At 67.1% G+C, this 20,064-nt stretch carries 16 protein-coding genes and 3 rRNA genes; 13 read left to right on the top strand and 6 right to left on the bottom strand.

Features of this window, described 5'->3' with window-relative positions; translation table 11 throughout:
* Window positions 1-64: 64 nt before the first annotated feature.
* Window positions 65-850 (bottom strand): hypothetical protein, encoded by a 786-nt coding sequence (locus PSQ21_RS05685; protein ID WP_274029305.1) that lies wholly within the window; start codon window positions 848-850, stop codon window positions 65-67.
* Window positions 851-983: 133 nt separating this feature from the next.
* On the opposite strand from PSQ21_RS05685, the gene PSQ21_RS05680 reads away from it, so the two are divergent.
* The 4 genes from PSQ21_RS05680 to PSQ21_RS05665 all read left to right on the top strand — a co-directional run bounded on the left by PSQ21_RS05680 (window position 984) and on the right by PSQ21_RS05665 (window position 4,358).
* On the top strand, window positions 984-1,781 hold the full coding sequence (locus PSQ21_RS05680) for an ABC transporter ATP-binding protein (protein WP_274029304.1): 798 nt from the start codon (window positions 984-986) through the stop codon (window positions 1,779-1,781).
* A 132-nt stretch (window positions 1,782-1,913) separates the two neighbouring features.
* Complete coding sequence (locus PSQ21_RS05675; RefSeq protein ID WP_274029303.1) at window positions 1,914-2,342, top strand: NfeD family protein; 429 nt, start codon at window positions 1,914-1,916, stop codon at window positions 2,340-2,342.
* A 165-nt stretch (window positions 2,343-2,507) separates the two neighbouring features.
* The gene (locus tag PSQ21_RS05670; protein WP_274029302.1) at window positions 2,508-3,506 is read left to right on the top strand and encodes an SPFH domain-containing protein; all 999 of its coding nucleotides are present in this window, start codon (window positions 2,508-2,510) and stop codon (window positions 3,504-3,506) included.
* Between the two features lie 78 nt (window positions 3,507-3,584).
* Window positions 3,585-4,358, top strand: coding sequence for a sulfite exporter TauE/SafE family protein (locus tag PSQ21_RS05665; protein WP_274029301.1), 774 nt, complete (start codon window positions 3,585-3,587; stop codon window positions 4,356-4,358).
* Between the two features lie 109 nt (window positions 4,359-4,467).
* Here PSQ21_RS05665 and PSQ21_RS05660 read toward each other — a convergent pair whose 3' ends face one another.
* From PSQ21_RS05660 to PSQ21_RS05650, 3 genes are all read right to left on the bottom strand, one after another.
* The gene (locus PSQ21_RS05660) at window positions 4,468-4,977 is read right to left on the bottom strand and encodes an HNH endonuclease (protein WP_274029300.1); all 510 of its coding nucleotides are present in this window, start codon (window positions 4,975-4,977) and stop codon (window positions 4,468-4,470) included.
* A gap of 138 nt (window positions 4,978-5,115) precedes the next feature.
* Window positions 5,116-5,652: a YbhB/YbcL family Raf kinase inhibitor-like protein gene (locus PSQ21_RS05655; RefSeq protein ID WP_274029299.1), complete on the bottom strand. Its 537-nt coding sequence runs from the start codon at window positions 5,650-5,652 to the stop codon at window positions 5,116-5,118.
* Window positions 5,653-5,880: 228 nt separating this feature from the next.
* Window positions 5,881-6,663: a sporulation protein gene (locus PSQ21_RS05650; protein WP_274029298.1), complete on the bottom strand. Its 783-nt coding sequence runs from the start codon at window positions 6,661-6,663 to the stop codon at window positions 5,881-5,883.
* A gap of 87 nt (window positions 6,664-6,750) precedes the next feature.
* Here PSQ21_RS05650 and PSQ21_RS05645 point away from each other — a divergent pair, with 87 nt between their 5' ends.
* The 6 genes from PSQ21_RS05645 (at window position 6,751) to PSQ21_RS05620 (ending at window position 15,547) form a co-directional block, all read left to right on the top strand.
* A complete protein-coding gene (locus tag PSQ21_RS05645; protein WP_274029297.1) occupies window positions 6,751-7,428 on the top strand; it encodes a DNA-3-methyladenine glycosylase in 678 nt (225 codons plus the stop codon).
* Window positions 7,429-8,101: 673 nt separating this feature from the next.
* Window positions 8,102-9,627 (top strand): 16S ribosomal RNA (locus PSQ21_RS05640).
* Window positions 9,628-9,934: 307 nt separating this feature from the next.
* Window positions 9,935-13,059 (top strand): 23S ribosomal RNA (locus PSQ21_RS05635).
* 111 nt (window positions 13,060-13,170) lie between these two features.
* Window positions 13,171-13,287, top strand: a 5S ribosomal RNA gene (gene rrf / locus PSQ21_RS05630).
* Together the 16S, 23S and 5S rRNA genes form the textbook arrangement of a ribosomal RNA operon.
* A 320-nt stretch (window positions 13,288-13,607) precedes the next feature.
* Window positions 13,608-14,753 carry a hypothetical protein gene (locus tag PSQ21_RS37815; protein ID WP_337961667.1) on the top strand — a complete coding sequence of 382 codons (1,146 nt, stop codon included), beginning with the start codon at window positions 13,608-13,610 and terminating at the stop codon, window positions 14,751-14,753.
* Window positions 14,750-15,547, top strand: coding sequence for a tetratricopeptide repeat protein (locus tag PSQ21_RS05620; protein ID WP_274035653.1), 798 nt, complete (start codon window positions 14,750-14,752; stop codon window positions 15,545-15,547). The genes PSQ21_RS37815 and PSQ21_RS05620 overlap by 4 nt, the downstream gene beginning before the upstream one ends.
* 80 nt (window positions 15,548-15,627) lie before the next feature.
* Here PSQ21_RS05620 and PSQ21_RS05615 read toward each other — a convergent pair whose 3' ends face one another.
* Window positions 15,628-16,908, bottom strand: coding sequence for a DUF1015 domain-containing protein (locus tag PSQ21_RS05615; protein ID WP_274029296.1), 1,281 nt, complete (start codon window positions 16,906-16,908; stop codon window positions 15,628-15,630).
* A 70-nt stretch (window positions 16,909-16,978) separates the two neighbouring features.
* On the opposite strand from PSQ21_RS05615, the gene PSQ21_RS05610 reads away from it, so the two are divergent.
* Both PSQ21_RS05610 and PSQ21_RS05605 read left to right on the top strand, forming a co-directional pair.
* Window positions 16,979-18,010 (top strand): HAD-IIA family hydrolase, encoded by a 1,032-nt coding sequence (locus tag PSQ21_RS05610; RefSeq protein WP_274029295.1) that lies wholly within the window; start codon window positions 16,979-16,981, stop codon window positions 18,008-18,010.
* Window positions 18,011-18,289: 279 nt separating this feature from the next.
* Window positions 18,290-19,093 carry an ABC transporter ATP-binding protein gene (locus PSQ21_RS05605; protein WP_274029294.1) on the top strand — a complete coding sequence of 268 codons (804 nt, stop codon included), beginning with the start codon at window positions 18,290-18,292 and terminating at the stop codon, window positions 19,091-19,093.
* 152 nt (window positions 19,094-19,245) lie between these two features.
* Here the strand turns inward: PSQ21_RS05605 and PSQ21_RS05600 are convergent, their stop codons facing one another.
* The gene (locus tag PSQ21_RS05600) at window positions 19,246-19,593 is read right to left on the bottom strand and encodes an SCP2 sterol-binding domain-containing protein (RefSeq protein WP_274029293.1); all 348 of its coding nucleotides are present in this window, start codon (window positions 19,591-19,593) and stop codon (window positions 19,246-19,248) included.
* Between the two features lie 42 nt (window positions 19,594-19,635).
* Between PSQ21_RS05600 and PSQ21_RS05595 the strand changes: the two genes are divergently transcribed.
* On the top strand, window positions 19,636-20,058 hold the full coding sequence (locus tag PSQ21_RS05595) for a hypothetical protein (RefSeq protein WP_274029292.1): 423 nt from the start codon (window positions 19,636-19,638) through the stop codon (window positions 20,056-20,058).
* Window positions 20,059-20,064 lie beyond the last annotated feature (6 nt).

Here is a 20,064-nt window from a genome sequence, read left to right as displayed (position 1 = left end):
CTCCTCCCCCCGCCGGGCGCACCACACCAGCCCGTCCGGCGCTTGACGACAGAGCCCCGCACGTCTACCGGCGAACCTCCCCGCCCTCCACATACGCGTTGTACGCCGCCACCTGAGCCCGCCGAGCCACCCGCTCCACCGGCCGCAGCGCCTCCCCCCGCGCCGCGATCTCGGACGCGCTCACCGCACCACCGTGCCCGTTCTCGTACGCCACCGAGACCAGCAGCCCCACCCGCTGCGCCATCTCCAGCACCCGCACCGCCCGCGGCGGATAGCCGGGCGCCAGCACCTCCCGCCCCCGCTCCGCCCGCGCCCGGTACGCGTCCACCGCGGCCTCCGCCACCGGCCCGGAACCGGCCACGTCCAGCCGCGACAGCACCGCCGTCGCATCCCGCAACGCCTCCGCCAGCTCCCGCTCCGCCTCGCCCAGCGACGGCACGTCCGCGGGCGGCGCCTCCCGTACCGGCAGCACCCGCCACACCACCTCCACGTGCAGATCCCCGGCCGGCCCCGCCTCGGTGACCTCCGGCACCAGCCCGTACGGCACCCCGTACGCGACCACCGCCTCCTCCGCCTCCAGCGCCCGCGCGTTGAAATCGGGCGGGCCGCTCAGCCCCAGCGGATGCCCCGGCACCGGCAGCGCCACCCGGAACCCGGTCGCCCCCAGCCCCCTCAGCCGGCCGAGCGCCAGCGTGAGCCCGACCGGCCCCGCCTCACCCGGCAGTCCGTCGACGCGGTGCACCGCGTCCTGTCCGACAATCGCGAGGGCCGCCTCGTCCGGCGAGACGAGTCCCGCCAGAAGCGCGTTTCCCCAAGCGGCCAACAACCCTGAACGTGGTTCGACAAGCATGCCGACAGCCTAGGCAACGCCTGGGAACGGCCCTCACGCCTGAAGCACTCGCGCGGTGGCGTAGGTTTTCCCTTGGGAGCCGTGCCCACCGGCACGCGACGATCGACGAGACTGCATGGGGAGACAACGCGCCATGAGCGATGTACTGGAGCTGGTGGACGTATCCGTGGTCCGCGACGGACGCGCTCTGGTGGACGATGTCTCCTGGTCGGTCAAGGAGGGGGAGCGCTGGGTCATCCTGGGCCCCAACGGCGCCGGCAAGACGACCCTCCTCAACCTCGCCTCCAGCTATCTCTTCCCGAGCACCGGAACGGCCACCGTCCTCGGTGAGCGGCTCGGCGGCGTCGGCACCGACGTCTTCGAGCTCCGCCCCCGGATCGGCATGGCGGGCGTGGCGATGGCCGACAAGCTGCCCAAGCGCCAGACGGTGCTGCAGACGGTCCTCACCGCCGCGTACGGCATGACCGCCACCTGGCACGAGAACTACGAAGCCGTCGACGAGGAGCGCGCCCGCGCCTTCCTCGACCGCCTCGGCATGACCGAGTACCTGGACCGCAGGTTCGGCACGCTCTCCGAAGGAGAGCGCAAGCGCACCCTGATCGCCCGCGCCATGATGACCGACCCCGAACTGCTGCTCCTGGACGAGCCCGCCGCCGGGCTCGACCTCGGCGGGCGCGAGGACCTCGTACGCCGCCTCGGCCGCCTCGCCCGCGACCCGTTCGCCCCCTCCATGATCATGGTCACCCACCATGTCGAGGAGATCGCGCCCGGGTTCACCCACGTCCTGATGATCCGCCAGGGCAAGATCCTCGCGGCCGGTCCCATGGAGACGGAGCTCAGCTCCCGCAACCTCTCCCTCTGCTTCGGACTGCCGCTCATCGTCGAGCACACCGGCGACCGCTACACCGCCCACGGCCTGCCGCTCTCCTGACCCCGGCTCCGCCGCGCACGGCCCCCCTGCCGGGTGCCAACAGGCCCCCGCGCCACGATCGGCGGGCCGTGCACCGGAGTTGGCCACCCGTGCGCCCTGTCGGTGACGCACCGACAGTCCTACGATGACCATGTGGACATCGACGCATGGGTGTGGTGGCTGATCGGCGCGGTGGGGCTGGGCATCCCCCTCGTCCTGACCGCGATGCCCGAATTCGGAATGTTCGCCGTCGGGGCGGTGGCCGCATCGGCCGTCGCCGCCCTCGGCGGCGGGATCGTCGCCCAGGTTCTGGTCTTCGTCCTGGTCTCGGTCGCGCTGATCGCCGTCGTGCGCCCGATCGCAGCCAGACACCGGGCCGGACAGCCAGGGCACGCCAGCGGCATCGACGCCCTCAAAGGACGTCAGGCGGTCGTGCTGGAACGGGTATCGGCCTCCGGCGGCCGCATCAAGCTCGCCGGCGAGGTCTGGTCGGCCCGCACACTCGACTCCGACCAGGTCTTCGAGCCCGGCAGCCAGGTCGACGTCGTGGACATCGACGGGGCGACGGCCGTTGTCATGTGACCGAAGCGTGCACATGGCGGGCCCAGATCTGCCAGACTCGAAGTCGATCATGTCGATCACCAGGCGAACCCGGACCGGCCCGCAACGCACGGACCGAGGGCCGCACATGAGCACCGACCCCGATCACCGCGATCCACCGGCCAACCGAAGGGCACGAGAGACACCATGAACTCGATCATCATCGTTCTGATCATTCTGGTGGTGCTCGTCTTCATCGCCCTGATCAAGACGATTCAGGTCATCCCACAGGCCAGTGCCGCCATCGTGGAGCGGTTCGGCCGCTACACCCGCACCCTGAACGCGGGCCTGAACATCGTCGTCCCGTTCATCGACTCGATCCGCAACCGGATCGACCTCCGTGAACAGGTGGTGCCCTTCCCGCCGCAGCCGGTGATCACCCAGGACAACCTGGTCGTCAACATCGACACCGTCATCTACTACCAGGTCACCGACGCCCGCGCCGCGACCTACGAGGTCGCCAGCTACATCCAGGCGATCGAGCAGCTCACCGTCACCACCCTCCGCAACATCATCGGCGGCATGGACCTGGAGCGGACCCTCACCTCCCGCGAGGAGATCAACGCGGCCCTGCGCGGAGTCCTCGACGAAGCGACCGGCAAGTGGGGCATCCGCGTCAACCGCGTCGAGCTCAAGGCCATCGAACCGCCGACCTCCATCCAGGACTCGATGGAGAAGCAGATGCGCGCCGACCGCGACAAGCGTGCCGCGATCCTCACCGCCGAGGGCATCAGGCAGTCCCAGATCCTCACCGCCGAGGGCGAGAAGCAGTCCGCGATCCTGCGGGCCGAAGGCGAGGCCAAGGCAGCAGCCCTGCGCGCCGAAGGCGAAGCCCAGGCCGTCCGCACCGTCTTCGAGGCCATCCACGCCGGAGACCCGGACCAGAAGCTCCTCTCGTACCAGTACCTCCAGATGCTCCCGAAGATCGCCGAGGGAGACGCCAACAAGCTCTGGATCGTGCCCAGCGAGATCGGCGACGCCCTCAAGGGACTCAGCGGAGCCTTCGGGAACCTCGGCGGCGGCATGCCCGGCTTCAACACCGGCGGCAACGGAAACGGGAACGGCGACAACGGGGGCGGCGGCAACGGCCACGGCTCCATCCCCGCCCCGGCGGTGGAACGACGCGAGGAACCCCCGGTCTCCTGACCCGAAAGCCCTTTCGTGCATGATCAGTGAGGCCCCTCGACCTTCATGGCGGGGAGGCGTCACTGACCACCGAAGGAGATGGCCTTGTCCATCTGGGAAATACTCGCCGTCTTCGCGGCCGGCGTCGGAGCGGGCACGATCAACACGATCGTCGGCTCGGGCACCCTGATCACCTTCCCCGTCCTCCTCGCCACCGGCCTCCCCCCGGTCACCGCGACCGTGTCCAACGCGCTCGGTCTCATCCCCGGCTCCATCAGCGGGGCCATCGGCTACCGCAAGGAACTCGCCGGACAACGCCGACGCATCCTCAAACTGAGCGTCGGCGCGGCGATCGGCGGCCTCTGCGGGGCGACCCTGCTCCTCGCCCTGCCCTCCACCGCCTTCGAGACGATCGTCCCGGTCCTGGTCGCCCTGGCCCTCGTCCTGGTGATCCTGCAACCACGCATCAGCAAAGCCGTCCAGCGCCGCCGCGAACACACCGGCGTCCCGCCCCGCACCGACGGCGGCCCGCTCCTGTTCACCGGCCTGATGCTCGCCAGCGTCTACGGCGGCTACTTCACCGCCGCCCAGGGGATCATCTACCTCTCGTTGATGGGCATGCTGCTCGACGACACGATGCAGCGCCTCAACGCCGTCAAGAACGTCCTGGCGGCCGTGGTCAACACCATCGCCGCGCTGTTCTTCCTCTTCATGGCCCACTTCGACTGGACCGCCGTCGTCCTCATCGCGGTCGGCTCGGCCATCGGCGGCCAGATAGGCGCCAAGATCGGCCGCCGCCTGAGCCCCACCGTCCTGCGCGCCCTCATCGTCGCCGTCGGCACGGTGGCCATCGTCCAGCTGCTGCTCCGCTGACGTACGCGGGCCCGCCCCCTCACAGGGACGGGCCCATGGATACACCACCCGACGTACGCCGACTACGCCACGGCCTCCCGCAGCCGCGTCGGACGATCACTCCGGCGCCCTACGCCGCCGCTGCCCGGCCCAGCCACCCGGGCAGCGCCGAGCGGTCGTCGGCCCCCATCGCCAGCAGCATCGCCTCGGCGGGGGAGGGGACGAACGGCTGCTTCAGCAGCGGCATCCCCGCCTGCTCCGGCGTCCGGGCGGCCTTGCGGTGGTTGTCCTCGGCACAGGAGGCCACCGTGTTCAGCCAGGTGTCCTGCCCGCCCTGGGCACGCGGCACCACATGGTCGACGGTGGACGCCCGCCGCCCGCAGTACGCGCACCGGTGCTGGTCCCGTATCAGCACGCCCCTTCTGGACCACGGGGCCTGTCTTCGGAACGGCACCCGTACGTACCGGCAGAGCCGGATCACCCGGGGTGCCGGAATGTCCACGGCGGCACCACGCATACGGAGCTCGGGATGCGACTGCTCGACGACGGCCTTGTCCGTCAGGATCAGGACCACCGCACGGTTGAGCGTCACCGTCGACAGCGGCTCGAAGCTCGCGTTGAGAACCAGCGTGTCCCGCATCCTGCCCACCTCCCGTGTGCCGCCCGCCCCCTGGCAGGCCCGGATCAACTCTGGCTGGGCAGGCCGCGATGGACAACGCAATAAAAAATGCCCTGCTCTGATCTCTCCAAGACCAGAGCAGGGCAAACAGCGGACGAACTAATCGCCGACGGGAGCCGTGTACTCACCGATCAGCTGAGCACGCCCCAGCGTGTGGAACCGGAGATTGAATCCGGCCACGGCGGGAGACGCGTCGCTGTCGATTCCGAGCTTCTCGGTGTCCACCGCGTACACGGTGAACACATAGCGGTGGTTCTCCCCGGGCGGTGGCGCCGCGCCCCCGAAGTCCTTGGAGCCGTAGTCGTTACGGGCCTGGACGGCACCCTCGGGCAGCCCCTCGAACTTTCCGCTGCCCGCACCGGCCGGAAGCTCCGTCACCGAGGCCGGGACATCGAAGAGCACCCAGTGCCAGAACCCGCTGCCCGTCGGGGCGTCCGGGTCGAAACACGTCACGGCGAAACTCTTGGTCCCCTCGGGGAAACCCTCCCACCGCAGCTGCGGCGAAGTGTTCCCGCCCGCAAGCACCTGGGCATCGCCCAGCACGGCCCCCGGCGCCAGGTCGTCGCTCACCACGGTGAACGCCGGAACCTCCGGATGGAAGTCGTGCGGCAGCGGGGCCCTCTTCGGCTCGGTCACGTCTCGCACCTCTCCTGATCGGTTCGTCTGCCTTCTTCCCCGACCCTAAGGGCTGTCCCGCAATTCCCGGCGGGCGCGCGACGACAGCTACGGCACCTCGCCGCGTTGTCGGAACGTCCACATACATCCAGTATGCGGACGTCCCTCCGCCTTGCGATGCACCGCATCTGACGCCGCGCGCTTATCCACCGCGAATTGCGGGACAGCCCTTAGGGGGCGTACCGCCCTCTACAGCCAGTTCCGCTGTCCGCCGACCTGGGCGAGCCACTGGTTGAGGTACGCCGCCCAGTCGGTCTGCTGGTAGTCGTGCAGCCCCACCTTGAACGCGCGGTAGGAGTCGCTGCCCTCGCTGAACAGCCCCGGCTTCTTGTCCATCTCCAGGATGACGTCCATCTCGCGGTCGTCGGCGACGAACGTCAGCTCGACCTGGTTCAGCCCGCGGTACTGCGTCGGCGGGACGAACTCGATCTCCTGGTAGAACGGCAGCCGCTGACGCGTACCGCGGATGTGACCGCGCTCCATGTCCGCGCTGCGGAAGCCGAAGCCCAGCTGACCGAAGGCGTTCAGGATGGCCTCCTGCGCCGGCAGCGGATGCACGTTGATCGGGTCCAGGTCACCGGAGTCCAGCGCGCGGGCGATCTCCAGCTCGGTGGTCACCCCGATGTCCATCCCGTGCAGCTGCTGGCCGCCGAACATGGTGATCGGCGTCTCCCACGGGATCTCCAGACCGAACGGGACCACGTGCACCGCGCCCGCCTGGACCTCGAAGGCGCCCCCGAGGCTCAGCTTGGTGAACTCGATGTCCTGCTTGGTCTCCTGGTCCCCGCTCTCGACCTCGACCCGCGCCTGGAGGCCCACGGAGAGCCCCTCGATCTGCTGGGCGACCGAACCGCCCTGGATCCGCACCTCACCCTGCACGACCCCACCGGGGACGACGTTCACCTCGGTGAGCTCGGTCTCCACCGAGGCACCGCCGGCACCCATGCTCGCGAGCAGCCGCTTGAAGCCCATAGTCACTCCTTCTTGGTACTGACCCCTACATACGCGCCACGACGGTAGCCGGTTCCCGTCCGCGCGTTCCCAGTACCCTCGGTCGCCATGACCAAGAGCCCGGACCGCACCCCGCTGACACGAGAGTTCTTCGACCGCTCCGTACTGGAAGTCGCCCCCGACCTCCTGGGCCGTACGCTCGTCCGCCGCGGCCCGGCGGGCACGATCGAGCTGCGCCTGACCGAGGTGGAGGCGTACGCGGGCGAGGCCGACCCCGGATCGCACGCCTTCCGGGGCCGCACGGCGCGCAACAGCGTGATGTTCGGCCCGCCCGGCCACACGTACGTCTACTTCACTTACGGGATGTGGCACTGCCTCAACCTGGTCTGCGGTCCGGAAGGCCATGCGAGCGGAGTCCTGCTCCGGGCGGGCGAGATCAACGTCGGCGCCGGCCTGGCCCGCGACCGCCGCGCCTCGGCCCGCCATGACAAGGAACTGGCCAAGGGCCCGGCCCGCCTCGCCACCGCCCTCGACGTCGACCGCGCGCTGGACGGCAGCGACCTCTTCGGCGGCCCCGCCCCGGCCCTGTCCGTACTGCACGGCACTCCGCCGCCGCGCGCACTCGTACGCAGCGGCCCCCGCACAGGGGTGGGCGGCGACGGCGCCCACCAGCCGTGGCGCTTCTGGATCGAGGGAGACCCCACGGTGAGCCCGTACCGAGCCCACGCACCGCGCCGCCGGTCGAGGGACAAGGCGCGACTTGACGCACCCTCGGCAGACGCCTAATGTAGTCCGAGCCACTTGACGCGGGTACAGCTCTCGGAACAGTCCATCGGACCGGACCGAGCCACCCGAAGTGGCCACACCACTACCTACGACTCACCCTGGCGGGTGCGAACTCGGCATGCCCGTATTCGCCCTATCGACTCGATTATGAGTTTGCCAAGGGAATCGGCTAACGTAGTGAACACGCCGAAAGGCAAGGCCGCTCGACAGGCCACCAGAAATCGAATTCGGACCGGAAACGGAACGAAAAAGAGTCTGGTAAAGTCGGACTCGCCGAAAGGGAAAACGCGAAAGCGAGGAACCGGAAGGCGAGATGCGAAACGCAAGGCCCGCTTCGACCGGGAATCGGACACGAAAGAGTCTGATAGAGTCGGAAACGCAAGACAGCAAGACAAAGCAGTAAACGAAGGGAAGCGCCCGGAGGGCCCGGTGATACGGGACCGAAGGAAGCGTCCGTTCCTTGAGAACTCAACAGCGTGCCAAAAGTCAACGCCAGATATGTTGATACCCCGGCCTGCTACGGCAGGTTGGTGGTTCCTTTGAAAGCCCTGTCGTTCCGCCCCGTTTGTGGGTGGCGGCAGGCAAGAACACAGCGAGGACGCTGAGAACAACGGGTCTTATTCCGACCGGTTGTTCCGCTCTCGTGATGTGTGCACCCGATTACGGGTAAACATTCACGGAGAGTTTGATCCTGGCTCAGGACGAACGCTGGCGGCGTGCTTAACACATGCAAGTCGAACGATGAAGCCCTTCGGGGTGGATTAGTGGCGAACGGGTGAGTAACACGTGGGCAATCTGCCCTTCACTCTGGGACAAGCCCTGGAAACGGGGTCTAATACCGGATAACACTCTGTCCCGCATGGGACGGGGTTAAAAGCTCCGGCGGTGAAGGATGAGCCCGCGGCCTATCAGCTTGTTGGTGGGGTAATGGCCTACCAAGGCGACGACGGGTAGCCGGCCTGAGAGGGCGACCGGCCACACTGGGACTGAGACACGGCCCAGACTCCTACGGGAGGCAGCAGTGGGGAATATTGCACAATGGGCGAAAGCCTGATGCAGCGACGCCGCGTGAGGGATGACGGCCTTCGGGTTGTAAACCTCTTTCAGCAGGGAAGAAGCGAAAGTGACGGTACCTGCAGAAGAAGCGCCGGCTAACTACGTGCCAGCAGCCGCGGTAATACGTAGGGCGCAAGCGTTGTCCGGAATTATTGGGCGTAAAGAGCTCGTAGGCGGCTTGTCACGTCGGATGTGAAAGCCCGGGGCTTAACCCCGGGTCTGCATTCGATACGGGCTAGCTAGAGTGTGGTAGGGGAGATCGGAATTCCTGGTGTAGCGGTGAAATGCGCAGATATCAGGAGGAACACCGGTGGCGAAGGCGGATCTCTGGGCCATTACTGACGCTGAGGAGCGAAAGCGTGGGGAGCGAACAGGATTAGATACCCTGGTAGTCCACGCCGTAAACGTTGGGAACTAGGTGTTGGCGACATTCCACGTCGTCGGTGCCGCAGCTAACGCATTAAGTTCCCCGCCTGGGGAGTACGGCCGCAAGGCTAAAACTCAAAGGAATTGACGGGGGCCCGCACAAGCAGCGGAGCATGTGGCTTAATTCGACGCAACGCGAAGAACCTTACCAAGGCTTGACATATACCGGAAAGCATCAGAGATGGTGCCCCCCTTGTGGTCGGTATACAGGTGGTGCATGGCTGTCGTCAGCTCGTGTCGTGAGATGTTGGGTTAAGTCCCGCAACGAGCGCAACCCTTGTTCTGTGTTGCCAGCATGCCCTTCGGGGTGATGGGGACTCACAGGAGACTGCCGGGGTCAACTCGGAGGAAGGTGGGGACGACGTCAAGTCATCATGCCCCTTATGTCTTGGGCTGCACACGTGCTACAATGGCCGGTACAATGAGCTGCGATGCCGCGAGGCGGAGCGAATCTCAAAAAGCCGGTCTCAGTTCGGATTGGGGTCTGCAACTCGACCCCATGAAGTCGGAGTTGCTAGTAATCGCAGATCAGCATTGCTGCGGTGAATACGTTCCCGGGCCTTGTACACACCGCCCGTCACGTCACGAAAGTCGGTAACACCCGAAGCCGGTGGCCCAACCCCTTGTGGGAGGGAGCTGTCGAAGGTGGGACTGGCGATTGGGACGAAGTCGTAACAAGGTAGCCGTACCGGAAGGTGCGGCTGGATCACCTCCTTTCTAAGGAGCATCTAGATTCCGCAAGGAATCCAGAGCCACTACGTCGGCAAATGTTCGACGGTGGTCAGCTCATGGGTGGAACGTTGACTATTCAGTACCTGGTAGTTCAGCCGGGACGCGAGTACTGCTCTTCGGAGCGTGGAAAGCGGACCGAATGAATTCCGGGTACTGGGCGCGCTGTTGGGTGTCTGAAGGTACGGCCGATAAGGCTGCCTTCGACGCCGGCCCCAGTGAACTCATCCGCAAGGGTGGGGTGATGGGTGGCTGGTCGTTGCTTGAGAACTGCACAGTGGACGCGAGCATCTGTGGCCAAGTTTTTAAGGGCGCACGGTGGATGCCTTGGCACCAGGAACCGATGAAGGACGTGGGAGGCCACGATAGTCCCCGGGGAGCTGTCAACCAAGCTTTGATCCGGGGGTTTCCGAATGGGGAAACCCGGCAGTCGTCATGGGCTGTCACCCGCTGCTGAACACATAGGCAGTGTGGAGGGAACGAGGGGAAGTGAAACATCTCAGTACCCTCAGGAAGAGAAAACAACCGTGATTCCGGGAGTAGTGGCGAGCGAAACTGGATGAGGCCAAACCGTATGCGTGTGATACCCGGCAGGGGTTGCGCATGCGGGGTTGTGGGATCTCTCTTTCATAGTCTGCCGGCTGTGAGACGAGTCAGAAACCGTTGGTGTAGGCGAAGGACATGCGAAAGGTCCGGCGTAGAGGGTAAGACCCCCGTAGCTGAAACATCAACGGCTCGTTTGAGAGACACCCAAGTAGCACGGGGCCCGAGAAATCCCGTGTGAATCTGGCGGGACCACCCGCTAAGCCTAAATATTCCCTGGTGACCGATAGCGGATAGTACCGTGAGGGAATGGTGAAAAGTACCGCGGGAGCGGAGTGAAATAGTACCTGAAACCGTGTGCCTACAAGCCGTGGGAGCGTCGCTGGCAGCACTTGTGCTGTCAGTCGTGACTGCGTGCCTTTTGAAGAATGAGCCTGCGAGTTAGCGGTGTGTAGCGAGGTTAACCCGTGTGGGGAAGCCGTAGCGAAAGCGAGTCCGAACAGGGCGTTTGAGTTGCACGCTCTAGACCCGAAGCGGAGTGATCTAGCCATGGGCAGGTTGAAGCGGAGGTAAGACTTCGTGGAGGACCGAACCCACCAGGGTTGAAAACCTGGGGGATGACCTGTGGTTAGGGGTGAAAGGCCAATCAAACTCCGTGATAGCTGGTTCTCCCCGAAATGCATTTAGGTGCAGCGTCGTGTGTTTCTTGCCGGAGGTAGAGCACTGGATAGGCGATGGGCCCTACCGGGTTACTGACCTTAGCCAAACTCCGAATGCCGGTAAGTGAGAGCACGGCAGTGAGACTGTGGGGGATAAGCTCCATGGTCGAGAGGGAAACAGCCCAGAGCATCGACTAAGGCCCCTAAGCGTACGCTAAGTGGGAAAGGATGTGGAGTCGCAGAGACAACCAGGAGGTTGGCTTAGAAGCAGCCACCCTTGAAAGAGTGCGTAATAGCTCACTGGTCAAGTGATTCCGCGCCGACAATGTAGCGGGGCTCAAGCGTACCGCCGAAGTCGTGTCATTCATACACATAGGGTCAACGCCCGTATGGATGGGTAGGGGAGCGTCGTGTGCCGGGTGAAGCAGCCGCGGAAGCGAGTTGTGGACGGTTCACGAGTGAGAATGCAGGCATGAGTAGCGATACACACGTGAGAAACGTGTGCGCCGATTGACTAAGGGTTCCTGGGTCAAGCTGATCTGCCCAGGGTAAGTCGGGACCTAAGGCGAGGCCGACAGGCGTAGTCGATGGACAACCGGTTGATATTCCGGTACCCGCTTTGAAACGCCCAGTACTGAATCAGGCGATGCTAAGTCCGTGAAGCCGGCCCGATCTCTTCGGAGTTGAGGGTAGTGGTGGAGCCGATGAACCAGACTTGTAGTAGGTAAGCGATGGGGTGACGCAGGAAGGTAGTCCAGCCCGGGCGGTGGTTGTCCCGGGGTAAGGGTGTAGCCCGTGTGGTAGGTAAATCCGTCACACGTTAAGGGTGAGACCTGATGCCGAGCCGATTGTGGTGAAGTGGATGATCCTATGCTGTCGAGAAAAGCCTCTAGCGAGTTTCATGGCGGCCCGTACCCTAAACCGACTCAGGTGGTCAGGTAGAGAATACCGAGGCGTTCGGGTGAACTATGGTTAAGGAACTCGGCAAAATGCCCCCGTAACTTCGGGAGAAGGGGGGCCATCACTGGTGATAGCACTTGCTGCTTGAGCTGGGGGTGGCCGCAGAGACCAGCGAGAAGCGACTGTTTACTAAAAACACAGGTCCGTGCGAAGCCGTAAGGCGATGTATACGGACTGACGCCTGCCCGGTGCTGGAACGTTAAGGGGACCGGTTAGCTGCTTTTCGGAGCGGCGAAGCTGAGAACTTAAGCGCCAGTAAACGGCGGTGGTAACTATAACCATCCTAAGGTAGCGAAATTCCTTGTCGGGTAAGTTCCGACCTGCACGAATGGCGTAACGACTTCTCGACTGTCTCAACCATAGGCCCGGTGAAATTGCACTACGAGTAAAGATGCTCGTTTCGCGCAGCAGGACGGAAAGACCCCGGGACCTTTACTATAGTTTGATATTGGTGTTCGGTTCGGCTTGTGTAGGATAGGTGGGAGACTGTGAAGCGGCCACGCCAGTGGTTGTGGAGTCGTCGTTGAAATACCACTCTGGTCGTGCTGGATGTCTAACCTGGGTCCGTGATCCGGATCAGGGACAGTGTCTGATGGGTAGTTTAACTGGGGCGGTTGCCTCCTAAAGAGTAACGGAGGCGCCCAAAGGTTCCCTCAGCCTGGTTGGCAATCAGGTGTTGAGTGTAAGTGCACAAGGGAGCTTGACTGTGAGACCGACGGGTCGAGCAGGGACGAAAGTCGGGACTAGTGATCCGGCAGTGGCTTGTGGAAGCGCTGTCGCTCAACGGATAAAAGGTACCCCGGGGATAACAGGCTGATCTTCCCCAAGAGTCCATATCGACGGGATGGTTTGGCACCTCGATGTCGGCTCGTCGCATCCTGGGGCTGGAGTCGGTCCCAAGGGTTGGGCTGTTCGCCCATTAAAGCGGTACGCGAGCTGGGTTTAGAACGTCGTGAGACAGTTCGGTCCCTATCCGCTGCGCGCGTAGGAATATTGAGAAGGGCTGTCCCTAGTACGAGAGGACCGGGACGGACGAACCTCTGGTGTGCCAGTTGTCCTGCCAAGGGCATGGCTGGTTGGCTACGTTCGGAAAGGATAACCGCTGAAAGCATCTAAGCGGGAAGCCTGCTTCGAGATGAGTATTCCCACCCTCTTGAAGGGTTAAGGCTCCCAGTAGACGACTGGGTTGATAGGCCAGATGTGGAAGCCCGGTAACGGGTGGAGCTGACTGGTACTAATAGGCCGAGGGCTTGTCCTCAGTTGCTCGCGTCCACTGTGTTGTTCCCGGGTTGCGAACAGTTATCGCACCGGTTGAACAGCTTCACTACTTAATTGAAAAGTGTGCTTGTTCGCTAGAACCCGATAGGGTTTCGGTGGTCATTGCGTTAGGGAAACGCCCGGTTACATTCCGAACCCGGAAGCTAAGCCTTTCAGCGCCGATGGTACTGCAGGGGGGACCCTGTGGGAGAGTAGGACGCCGCCGAACAATCTTTCCAGGACCCCTGGTCCCAGCGTTCACGCTGGGACCAGGGGTCCTTTTGTTTTTCCCGAAGCGCGTCGACTGGTCGGCTGCGCGAGAATGTCTGTGGTACCCGATGACAGGAGTCACACCCATGTCCACCAACTCTCCCGACGATCGTCCGGAGCGCGAGCCGCGTCGCCGGGACGGCGGTGACAGGGGCGGTTACCGCGGTGGTCGTGACGACCGGTCCGGTTCCGGCGCACCTCGACGCGACAACGACCGTGGCGGCTTCCGCCGCGACGACAACAGGCCTTCCGGCGCCGGCACCGGCGGCGGCTTCCGCCGTGACGACCGGGACCGCGGCCCGGGCCCGCGTCGTGACGGTGACCGGCCTTCCGGTGGTGGGTTCCGTCGCGATGACAGTCGGTCTTCCGGTGGGGGTTTCCGGCGGGATGACAGCCGTGGTGGGGACCGTGATCGTGGGCCTCGTCGTGAGGACGACCGGGGTGGGTACCGGGGTGGTCAGCAGCGTGATGACCGCGGTGGCCGTCCGGGCGGTGGCTTCGAGCGCCGCGACGACCGCCCCCGTGGCCCCCGCCGCGACGACGACCGCCCCTCCGGCGGCGGATACCGTCGCGATGACAACCGGGGCGGTGGGTCCGGTGGTGGGTTCCGTCGCGACGACAATCGTGGTGGTGGTTTCGAGCGCCGCGACGACCGCCCTCGCGGCCCTCGTCGTGACGACGACCGGCCTTCCGGCGGTGGCTTCCGTCGTGATGACAACCGGGGCGGTGGCTCTGGTGGTGGGTTCCGTCGCGATGACCATCGTGGTGGGGACCGTGATCGTGGGCCTCGTCGTGAGGACGACCGTGGTGGGTACCGGGGTGGTCAGCAGCGTGATGACCGTGGTGGCCGTCCGGGCGGTGGCTTCGAGCGCCGCGACGACCGCCCCCGTGGCCCCCGCCGCGACGACGACCGCCCCTCCGGCGGCGGCTTCCGCCGCGATGACAACCGGCCTTCCGGTGGTGGCTTCCGCCGCGATGACAACCGGGGCGGTGGGTCCGGTGGTGGGTTCCGTCGCGATGACAGTCGGTCTTCCGGTGGGGGTTTCCGGCGGGATGACAGCCGTGGTGGGGACCGTGATCGTGGGCCTCGTCGTGAGGACGACCGGGGTGGGTACCGGGGTGGTCAGCAGCGTGATGACTGTGGTGGCCGTCCGGGCGGTGGCTTCGAGCGCCGCGACGACCGCCCCCGTGGCCCCCGCCGCGACGACGACCGCCCCTCCGGCGGCGGCTTCCGCCGCGACGACAACCGGGGCGGCGACAGGGACCGTGGCGGATACCGGGGCGGCCAGCGCGACGATCGCGACCGCGGGGGCTTCCGGGGGCGTGATGACCGGGACCGGGACCGGGAGCCGATCAAGCGGCTGCCGATTCCGGACGACGTCACGGGCGACGAGATCGACAAGGACGTACGCCAGGAGCTCATGAGCCTGCCGAAGACCCTTGCCGAGGACGTCGCGCGCAACCTCGTCATGGTGGCCCGGCTGATCGACGAGGACCCCGATGAGGCGTACGCGTACGCCCGTATCGCCCTGCGGCTCGCGTCCCGCGTTGCGGCCGTGCGCGAGGCGGCCGGGTTCGCGGCGTACGCGACGCAGAAGTACGCCGAGGCGCTCGCCGAGTTCCGCGCGGCCCGGCGGATGACCGGGTCCGTGGACCTGTGGCCCGTCATGGCGGACTGCGAGCGAGGGCTCGGACGGCCCGAGCGGGCGATGGCCATGGCCGGCGAGCCCGAGGTGCAGAAGCTGGACAAGGCCGGACAGGTCGAGATGCGGCTGGTGGCCGCTGGGGCACGTCGTGACATGGGTCAGATCGACGCCGCCATCGTGACGCTGCAGGGCCCCGAGCTCGCGTCCCACTCCGTGCAGCCGTGGACGCCGCGACTTCGTTACGCGTACGCGGACGCCTTGCTGGAGGCGGGGCGCGAGGACGAGGCGCGGGAGTGGTTCGGGAAGGCGCTGGAGGCCGACAAGGACGGTTCCACCGACGCGTCGGATCGGCTCGCGGCTCTCGACGGCGTGGAGTTCGTCGACGTCCTCGGGGACGACGAGACGGCCGAGGCGGACGCGGCCGACGAGGTCGCGCCTCGTGCCGAGGACCCGCACGAAGGCCGCGACGCCGAGGACGGCGCGCGTGCTGACGCCGACCACGATGACGAGCAGGACGAGGACGATGAGGACGACGAGCAGGACGGGTCCGCGGACGGTTCGGTCAAGGCTTAACAGCTGATGCGTAGAGGGGCGGCACTCCGGTCGGAGTGCCGCCCCTCTACGCGTTCCGTGCCCGCCCGCCGGTCTGCGGATCAGTCGAGGGCGAGACTCCGCATGACCAGGCCCGTAGCCGGCTTCGGGCCGAACGACGTGGATTTGCGGGGCATGGTGACGCCCTGCCGGGCCAGGTCCCGGACGACCTCTTCGCGTACGGGATGCATCAGGACCGCCGTGGCGTCGAGGCGTTCCGCCTGTTCGACGGCTGCCGCGGTGTCGTGGATGTAGCCGATGTGCTCCGGCGCGTCGGGGATCTGCCACACGTCGTCGAGCAGCGCGGAGTGCAGGACCGTCGCGTCCAGGGTGCGCCAGGCGTCGGGGCGGTCCGCGCGAACGGTGCGGGCCAGCAGGGCCGGGTCGGGGCGGTCCACCAGGTGGAAGCGGCCGTCGCCGGCGAGCAGGAACGCGTTGCCCCCGTCCGCCGCTTCGGCCAGCGCGTCGAGGGCCCGGGGGAGCGGCCCCTCGACCGGCCGGACGCGGAAGAGACCGGTCAGCGCCTTCAGGGCCCGGGAGACCGGCAGCCCGCGCAGCAGCCGGTGGATGGCGCGAACCCGGAGCGGGTGGCGGGCGGTGTCGACGAGGAGGACGAGGCCGCGGTCCCACGGCCCAGGCGCCGTCTGTTCCCGCTGGAGCCGGAGATAGGTGGCCCAGCGGTGGTGGCCGTCCGCGATGAGCGCCTGGTGCCGGGCGAGGTCTGTCTGAATCTCGCTCCGTTCGGCGGGGTCCGTCACGGCCCAGAGACGGTGCCGGAAGCCGTCCTCCGTCGTGGTGGCGAGCAGCGGCTCCCGCAGGACCGCGCGCTCGATCACCGCTGCCGCCCCGGTCGGCGCGCCCGTCCCACCGCGGTAGGTCAGGAGCAGCGGCTCCAGATGGGCCCCCGTCGTACGCATCAGCTCCGCGCGGTCCGCGACGACGTCGTCCATGACGTCCTCGTGGGGCAGCACGATGCCGTCGGCGGCGGGGGAGAGGGCCAGGGTGCCGATCAGGCCCCGCTGGAGGATCTCGTCGTTCCGCTGCTCGTAGACGTACAGCACCGGGGCCGGGTCCGGGGCGATGACGCCCTCGGCCAGCCAGCGGTCCAGCGTGCTGGCCGCCTGTTGGTGCCGGTCCCGGGCCGTCTCGGCCTGGGGGAGGATGAGACGCACGATGTTGTGCGGGTCCGCGGACTCCAGGTGGTGCAGCCCGTCGGGCCGGACGACCACGTCGTACGGGGGCGAGGTCACGGCGGCGAGGCTGCCGACCCGCTCGGGGACGTATCGCAGTCCGCGGAACGGGGAAAGCCGCAGCCCCTGGTCGACGAGACCTGAAGTGTTCATCAGAGCATCGTATGTGTGGAGCGGGCATACGTGGTGTTCGGGGCGGAAGCCCGGAAGAGGAGCGAGTCAAATGAGCCATCAGCAGGACAGGCACCGGCCGTCGGGGAGCAGCGCGGCGCTGAGCGAGGCGTACGACACGGCTCTCCTCGACCTCGACGGGGTCGTTTACGCGGGTGGGGAAGCCATCGGTCACGCCGTGGAATCGCTGGCCGAGGCGCGGGCCGGGGGCATGCACCTCGCGTACGTCACCAACAACGCGCTGCGGACGCCGGACGCGGTGGCGGAGCACCTGACGGAGCTCGGGGTGCCCGCCGAACCCTCCGACGTGATCACCTCCGCACAGGCCGTCGCCCGGCTGGTCGCCGATCAGCTGCCGCCCGGAGCACGGGTGCTGGCGATCGGCGGCGAGGGGCTGAGGGTCGCGTTGCGCGAGCGCGGGCTGGTGCCGGTGGAGTCGGCGGACGACGACCCGGCGGCGGTGGCGCAGGGATACGGCGGGCCGGACATGGCGTGGGGGCGGTTCGCCGAGGCGAGCTACGCGATCCGGCGCGGGCTGCCGTGGTTCGCGTCCAACACCGACCTGACCATCCCGGGTGCCCGGGGCATCGCGCCCGGCAACGGGGCCGCGGTCGAGGTCGTACGGATCGCCACCGGGGCCGAGCCGCAGGTGGCGGGGAAGCCGTTGCCCCCGATGCACCGCGAGACCGTGCTGCGGACCGGGGCGAAGCGGCCGATCGTCGTCGGGGACCGACTGGACACGGACATCGAGGGCGCGTTCAACGGGGGCGTGGACTCGCTGCTGGTGCTGACCGGGGTGACCGACGCGGCGCAGTTGCTGGCGGCTCCGCCGCAGCACCGGCCGACCTATGTGGACCGGGATCTGCGGGGGCTGCTGACCGGGCAGCCTGAAGTGACGCCGGCCGGTGAGGCGTACCGGTGCGGGGGCTGGACAGCTGCCGCGCGCGGGGGCGAGCTGGTGCTGGAGGGTGAGGGCCATGCGCTCGACGGGCTGCGGGCGCTCTGCGCGGCGGCCTGGACCTCCGCGGGTCCGGGTGTGTGCGGGCTGGAGACGGGGAAGGCCCTCGCCGGGCTCGGGCTCTGAACCGGTTCCCCGGAGTCGGTCGACGAACCGGTGCCGGGCATCGCCGATGGACCGGTGCCGGGCATTGCCGGCGAACCGGTCCCCGGGGGCGGCGATCCTTCAACCGGTCCCCGGCGTCGTCCGACGTCCTTGGCCCGCGTAGGCGTTGAGGACGTGGGGCGGCGGCCGGGACCAGTGGCATCAGGAGCAGGGTAGGTTAACCTAACCTGATGCCGACGCGGTGGTCCGCCCGTGCCCCGCGCCGTGCCGCTCCACCTCACCGACTCCGGGAGTACGACCATGCAGCGCCTCACCGCGGAATCGGTGACCCTCGGCTACGACCAGCGGGTCATCACCGAGAACCTCTCGGTGGAGATTCCCGACAACTCCTTCACCGTGATCGTCGGCCCCAACGCCTGTGGCAAGTCGACCCTGCTGCGCGCTCTCGCCCGGATGCTGAAGCCGAGCCGGGGGCAGGTGCTGCTGGACGGGCAGACCATCCACCAGCTGCCCGCGAAGAAGGTCGCCCGGACGCTGGGGCTGCTGCCGCAGTCCTCCATAGCCCCCGACGGGATCACCGTGGCCGACCTCGTCGCCCGCGGCCGGTACCCCCACCAGGGGCTGCTGCGGCAGTGGTCGCCGGAGGACGAGCGGGTCGTCGAGGCGTCCATGGAGTCCACCGGCGTCGCCGAGCTGGCCGACCGCTATGTCGACGAACTCTCCGGCGGCCAGCGTCAACGGGTCTGGATCGCCATGGCGCTGGCCCAGCAGACGCCGCTGCTGCTGCTCGACGAGCCGACGACGTACCTCGACATCCAGCACCAGATCGATGTCCTCGACCTGTGCGCGGAGCTGCACGAGACGCAGGACCGCACGCTGGTCGCGGTGCTCCACGATCTGAACCACGCCGCGCGGTACGCCACGCATCTCATCGCGATGCGGGACGGGAACGTCATCGCGGAGGGACCGCCTTCGGAGGTGGTCGACGCGGCGCTGGTGGAGCGGGTGTTCGGGATGCGGTGCCAGGTGATCGACGACCCCGAGACCGGGACGCCGCTGGTCGTGCCGGCCGCCCGTAAGACGCGGAAGGCCGCCGCCGCGTAAGGGGGTGGACCGTGAGTACGGCGGTGGGTGCGGGGTGCGCCCCGGTGGACGCCTTGTCCTCAACCGCCGGACGGGCTCGGAACCCGGCCGCCCGCCCGTCCGTGCGTGTGCGGCCTGCAGCCGTGACTTGCAGCCGTGACCTGCAGCGTGATCTACAGCAATGATCTCAGCTTCAGCATGTCCCGGAAGCCCGCCTCCAGGCGTACACGGCCCGAGCCCCACGCCTTCGCGAAGTTCAGGTCGCCGTCCACCAGCGCCACCAGGTCGTCGCCCGTCATCGCGAGCCGGATCTCGGCCTTGTCCCGGGGCGGCCCCTCGACCGTGTCCCGCACCTGGATCCGGCCTCCGGCCAGCCGTCCGGTGAAGGTGATGTCGAGGTCCTTGATGTGACAGCTCAGCGAGCGGTCGAGGGCAGCGGCGCCGCGCACGTCGCCCTCGGTGGCCGCGAGGTTGTCGGAAAGTCTTCTCAGTGCGCTGCGGCACTCAGCCATGGTCGCCATCGTGCTCGACGGTACACCGGCCCGTCGATGTAGCGTTCCGGCATGAGCGACTGGACGCCGGAGGCGGGGACCCCGCCCGTGAGCACGCCCGACGAGCCGGACCCGGCGGTGGACCGCCCGGCGGCGGACGTGCCCGGAGCCGGGGAGCCGGCCCTCCACGTGCCCTCCTTCGAGCCTGCCGAACCCGCGCCCCTGGGGGTTGTGCGCACCCCCACCGGCCATGGAGCGGTGGACGCCCGGCTGGAGCGTCTGGCCGATGCGGACCACCTCCCGGCGGACGGGCACATCGAGGTGTACGAGGATGTACACCGTGGGCTGCGATCGGAGCTGACCTCGCTGGACGCCCGTCCGGCCGCCGCACCGGGTCCCACACCCACGGCCACGCCGTCGCCCCGACCGCACAACAAGCCTCACGACACGCAGCACAACAAGCCCCACGACACGCATCACGACAACAGGAGCTGAACCGAA

The sequence above is a fragment of the Streptomyces sp. MMBL 11-1 genome, from assembly GCF_028622875.1.
Classification (GTDB): Bacteria; Actinomycetota; Actinomycetes; order Streptomycetales; family Streptomycetaceae; genus Streptomyces.
This window is presented reverse-complemented; position numbering and strand designations above follow the sequence as displayed.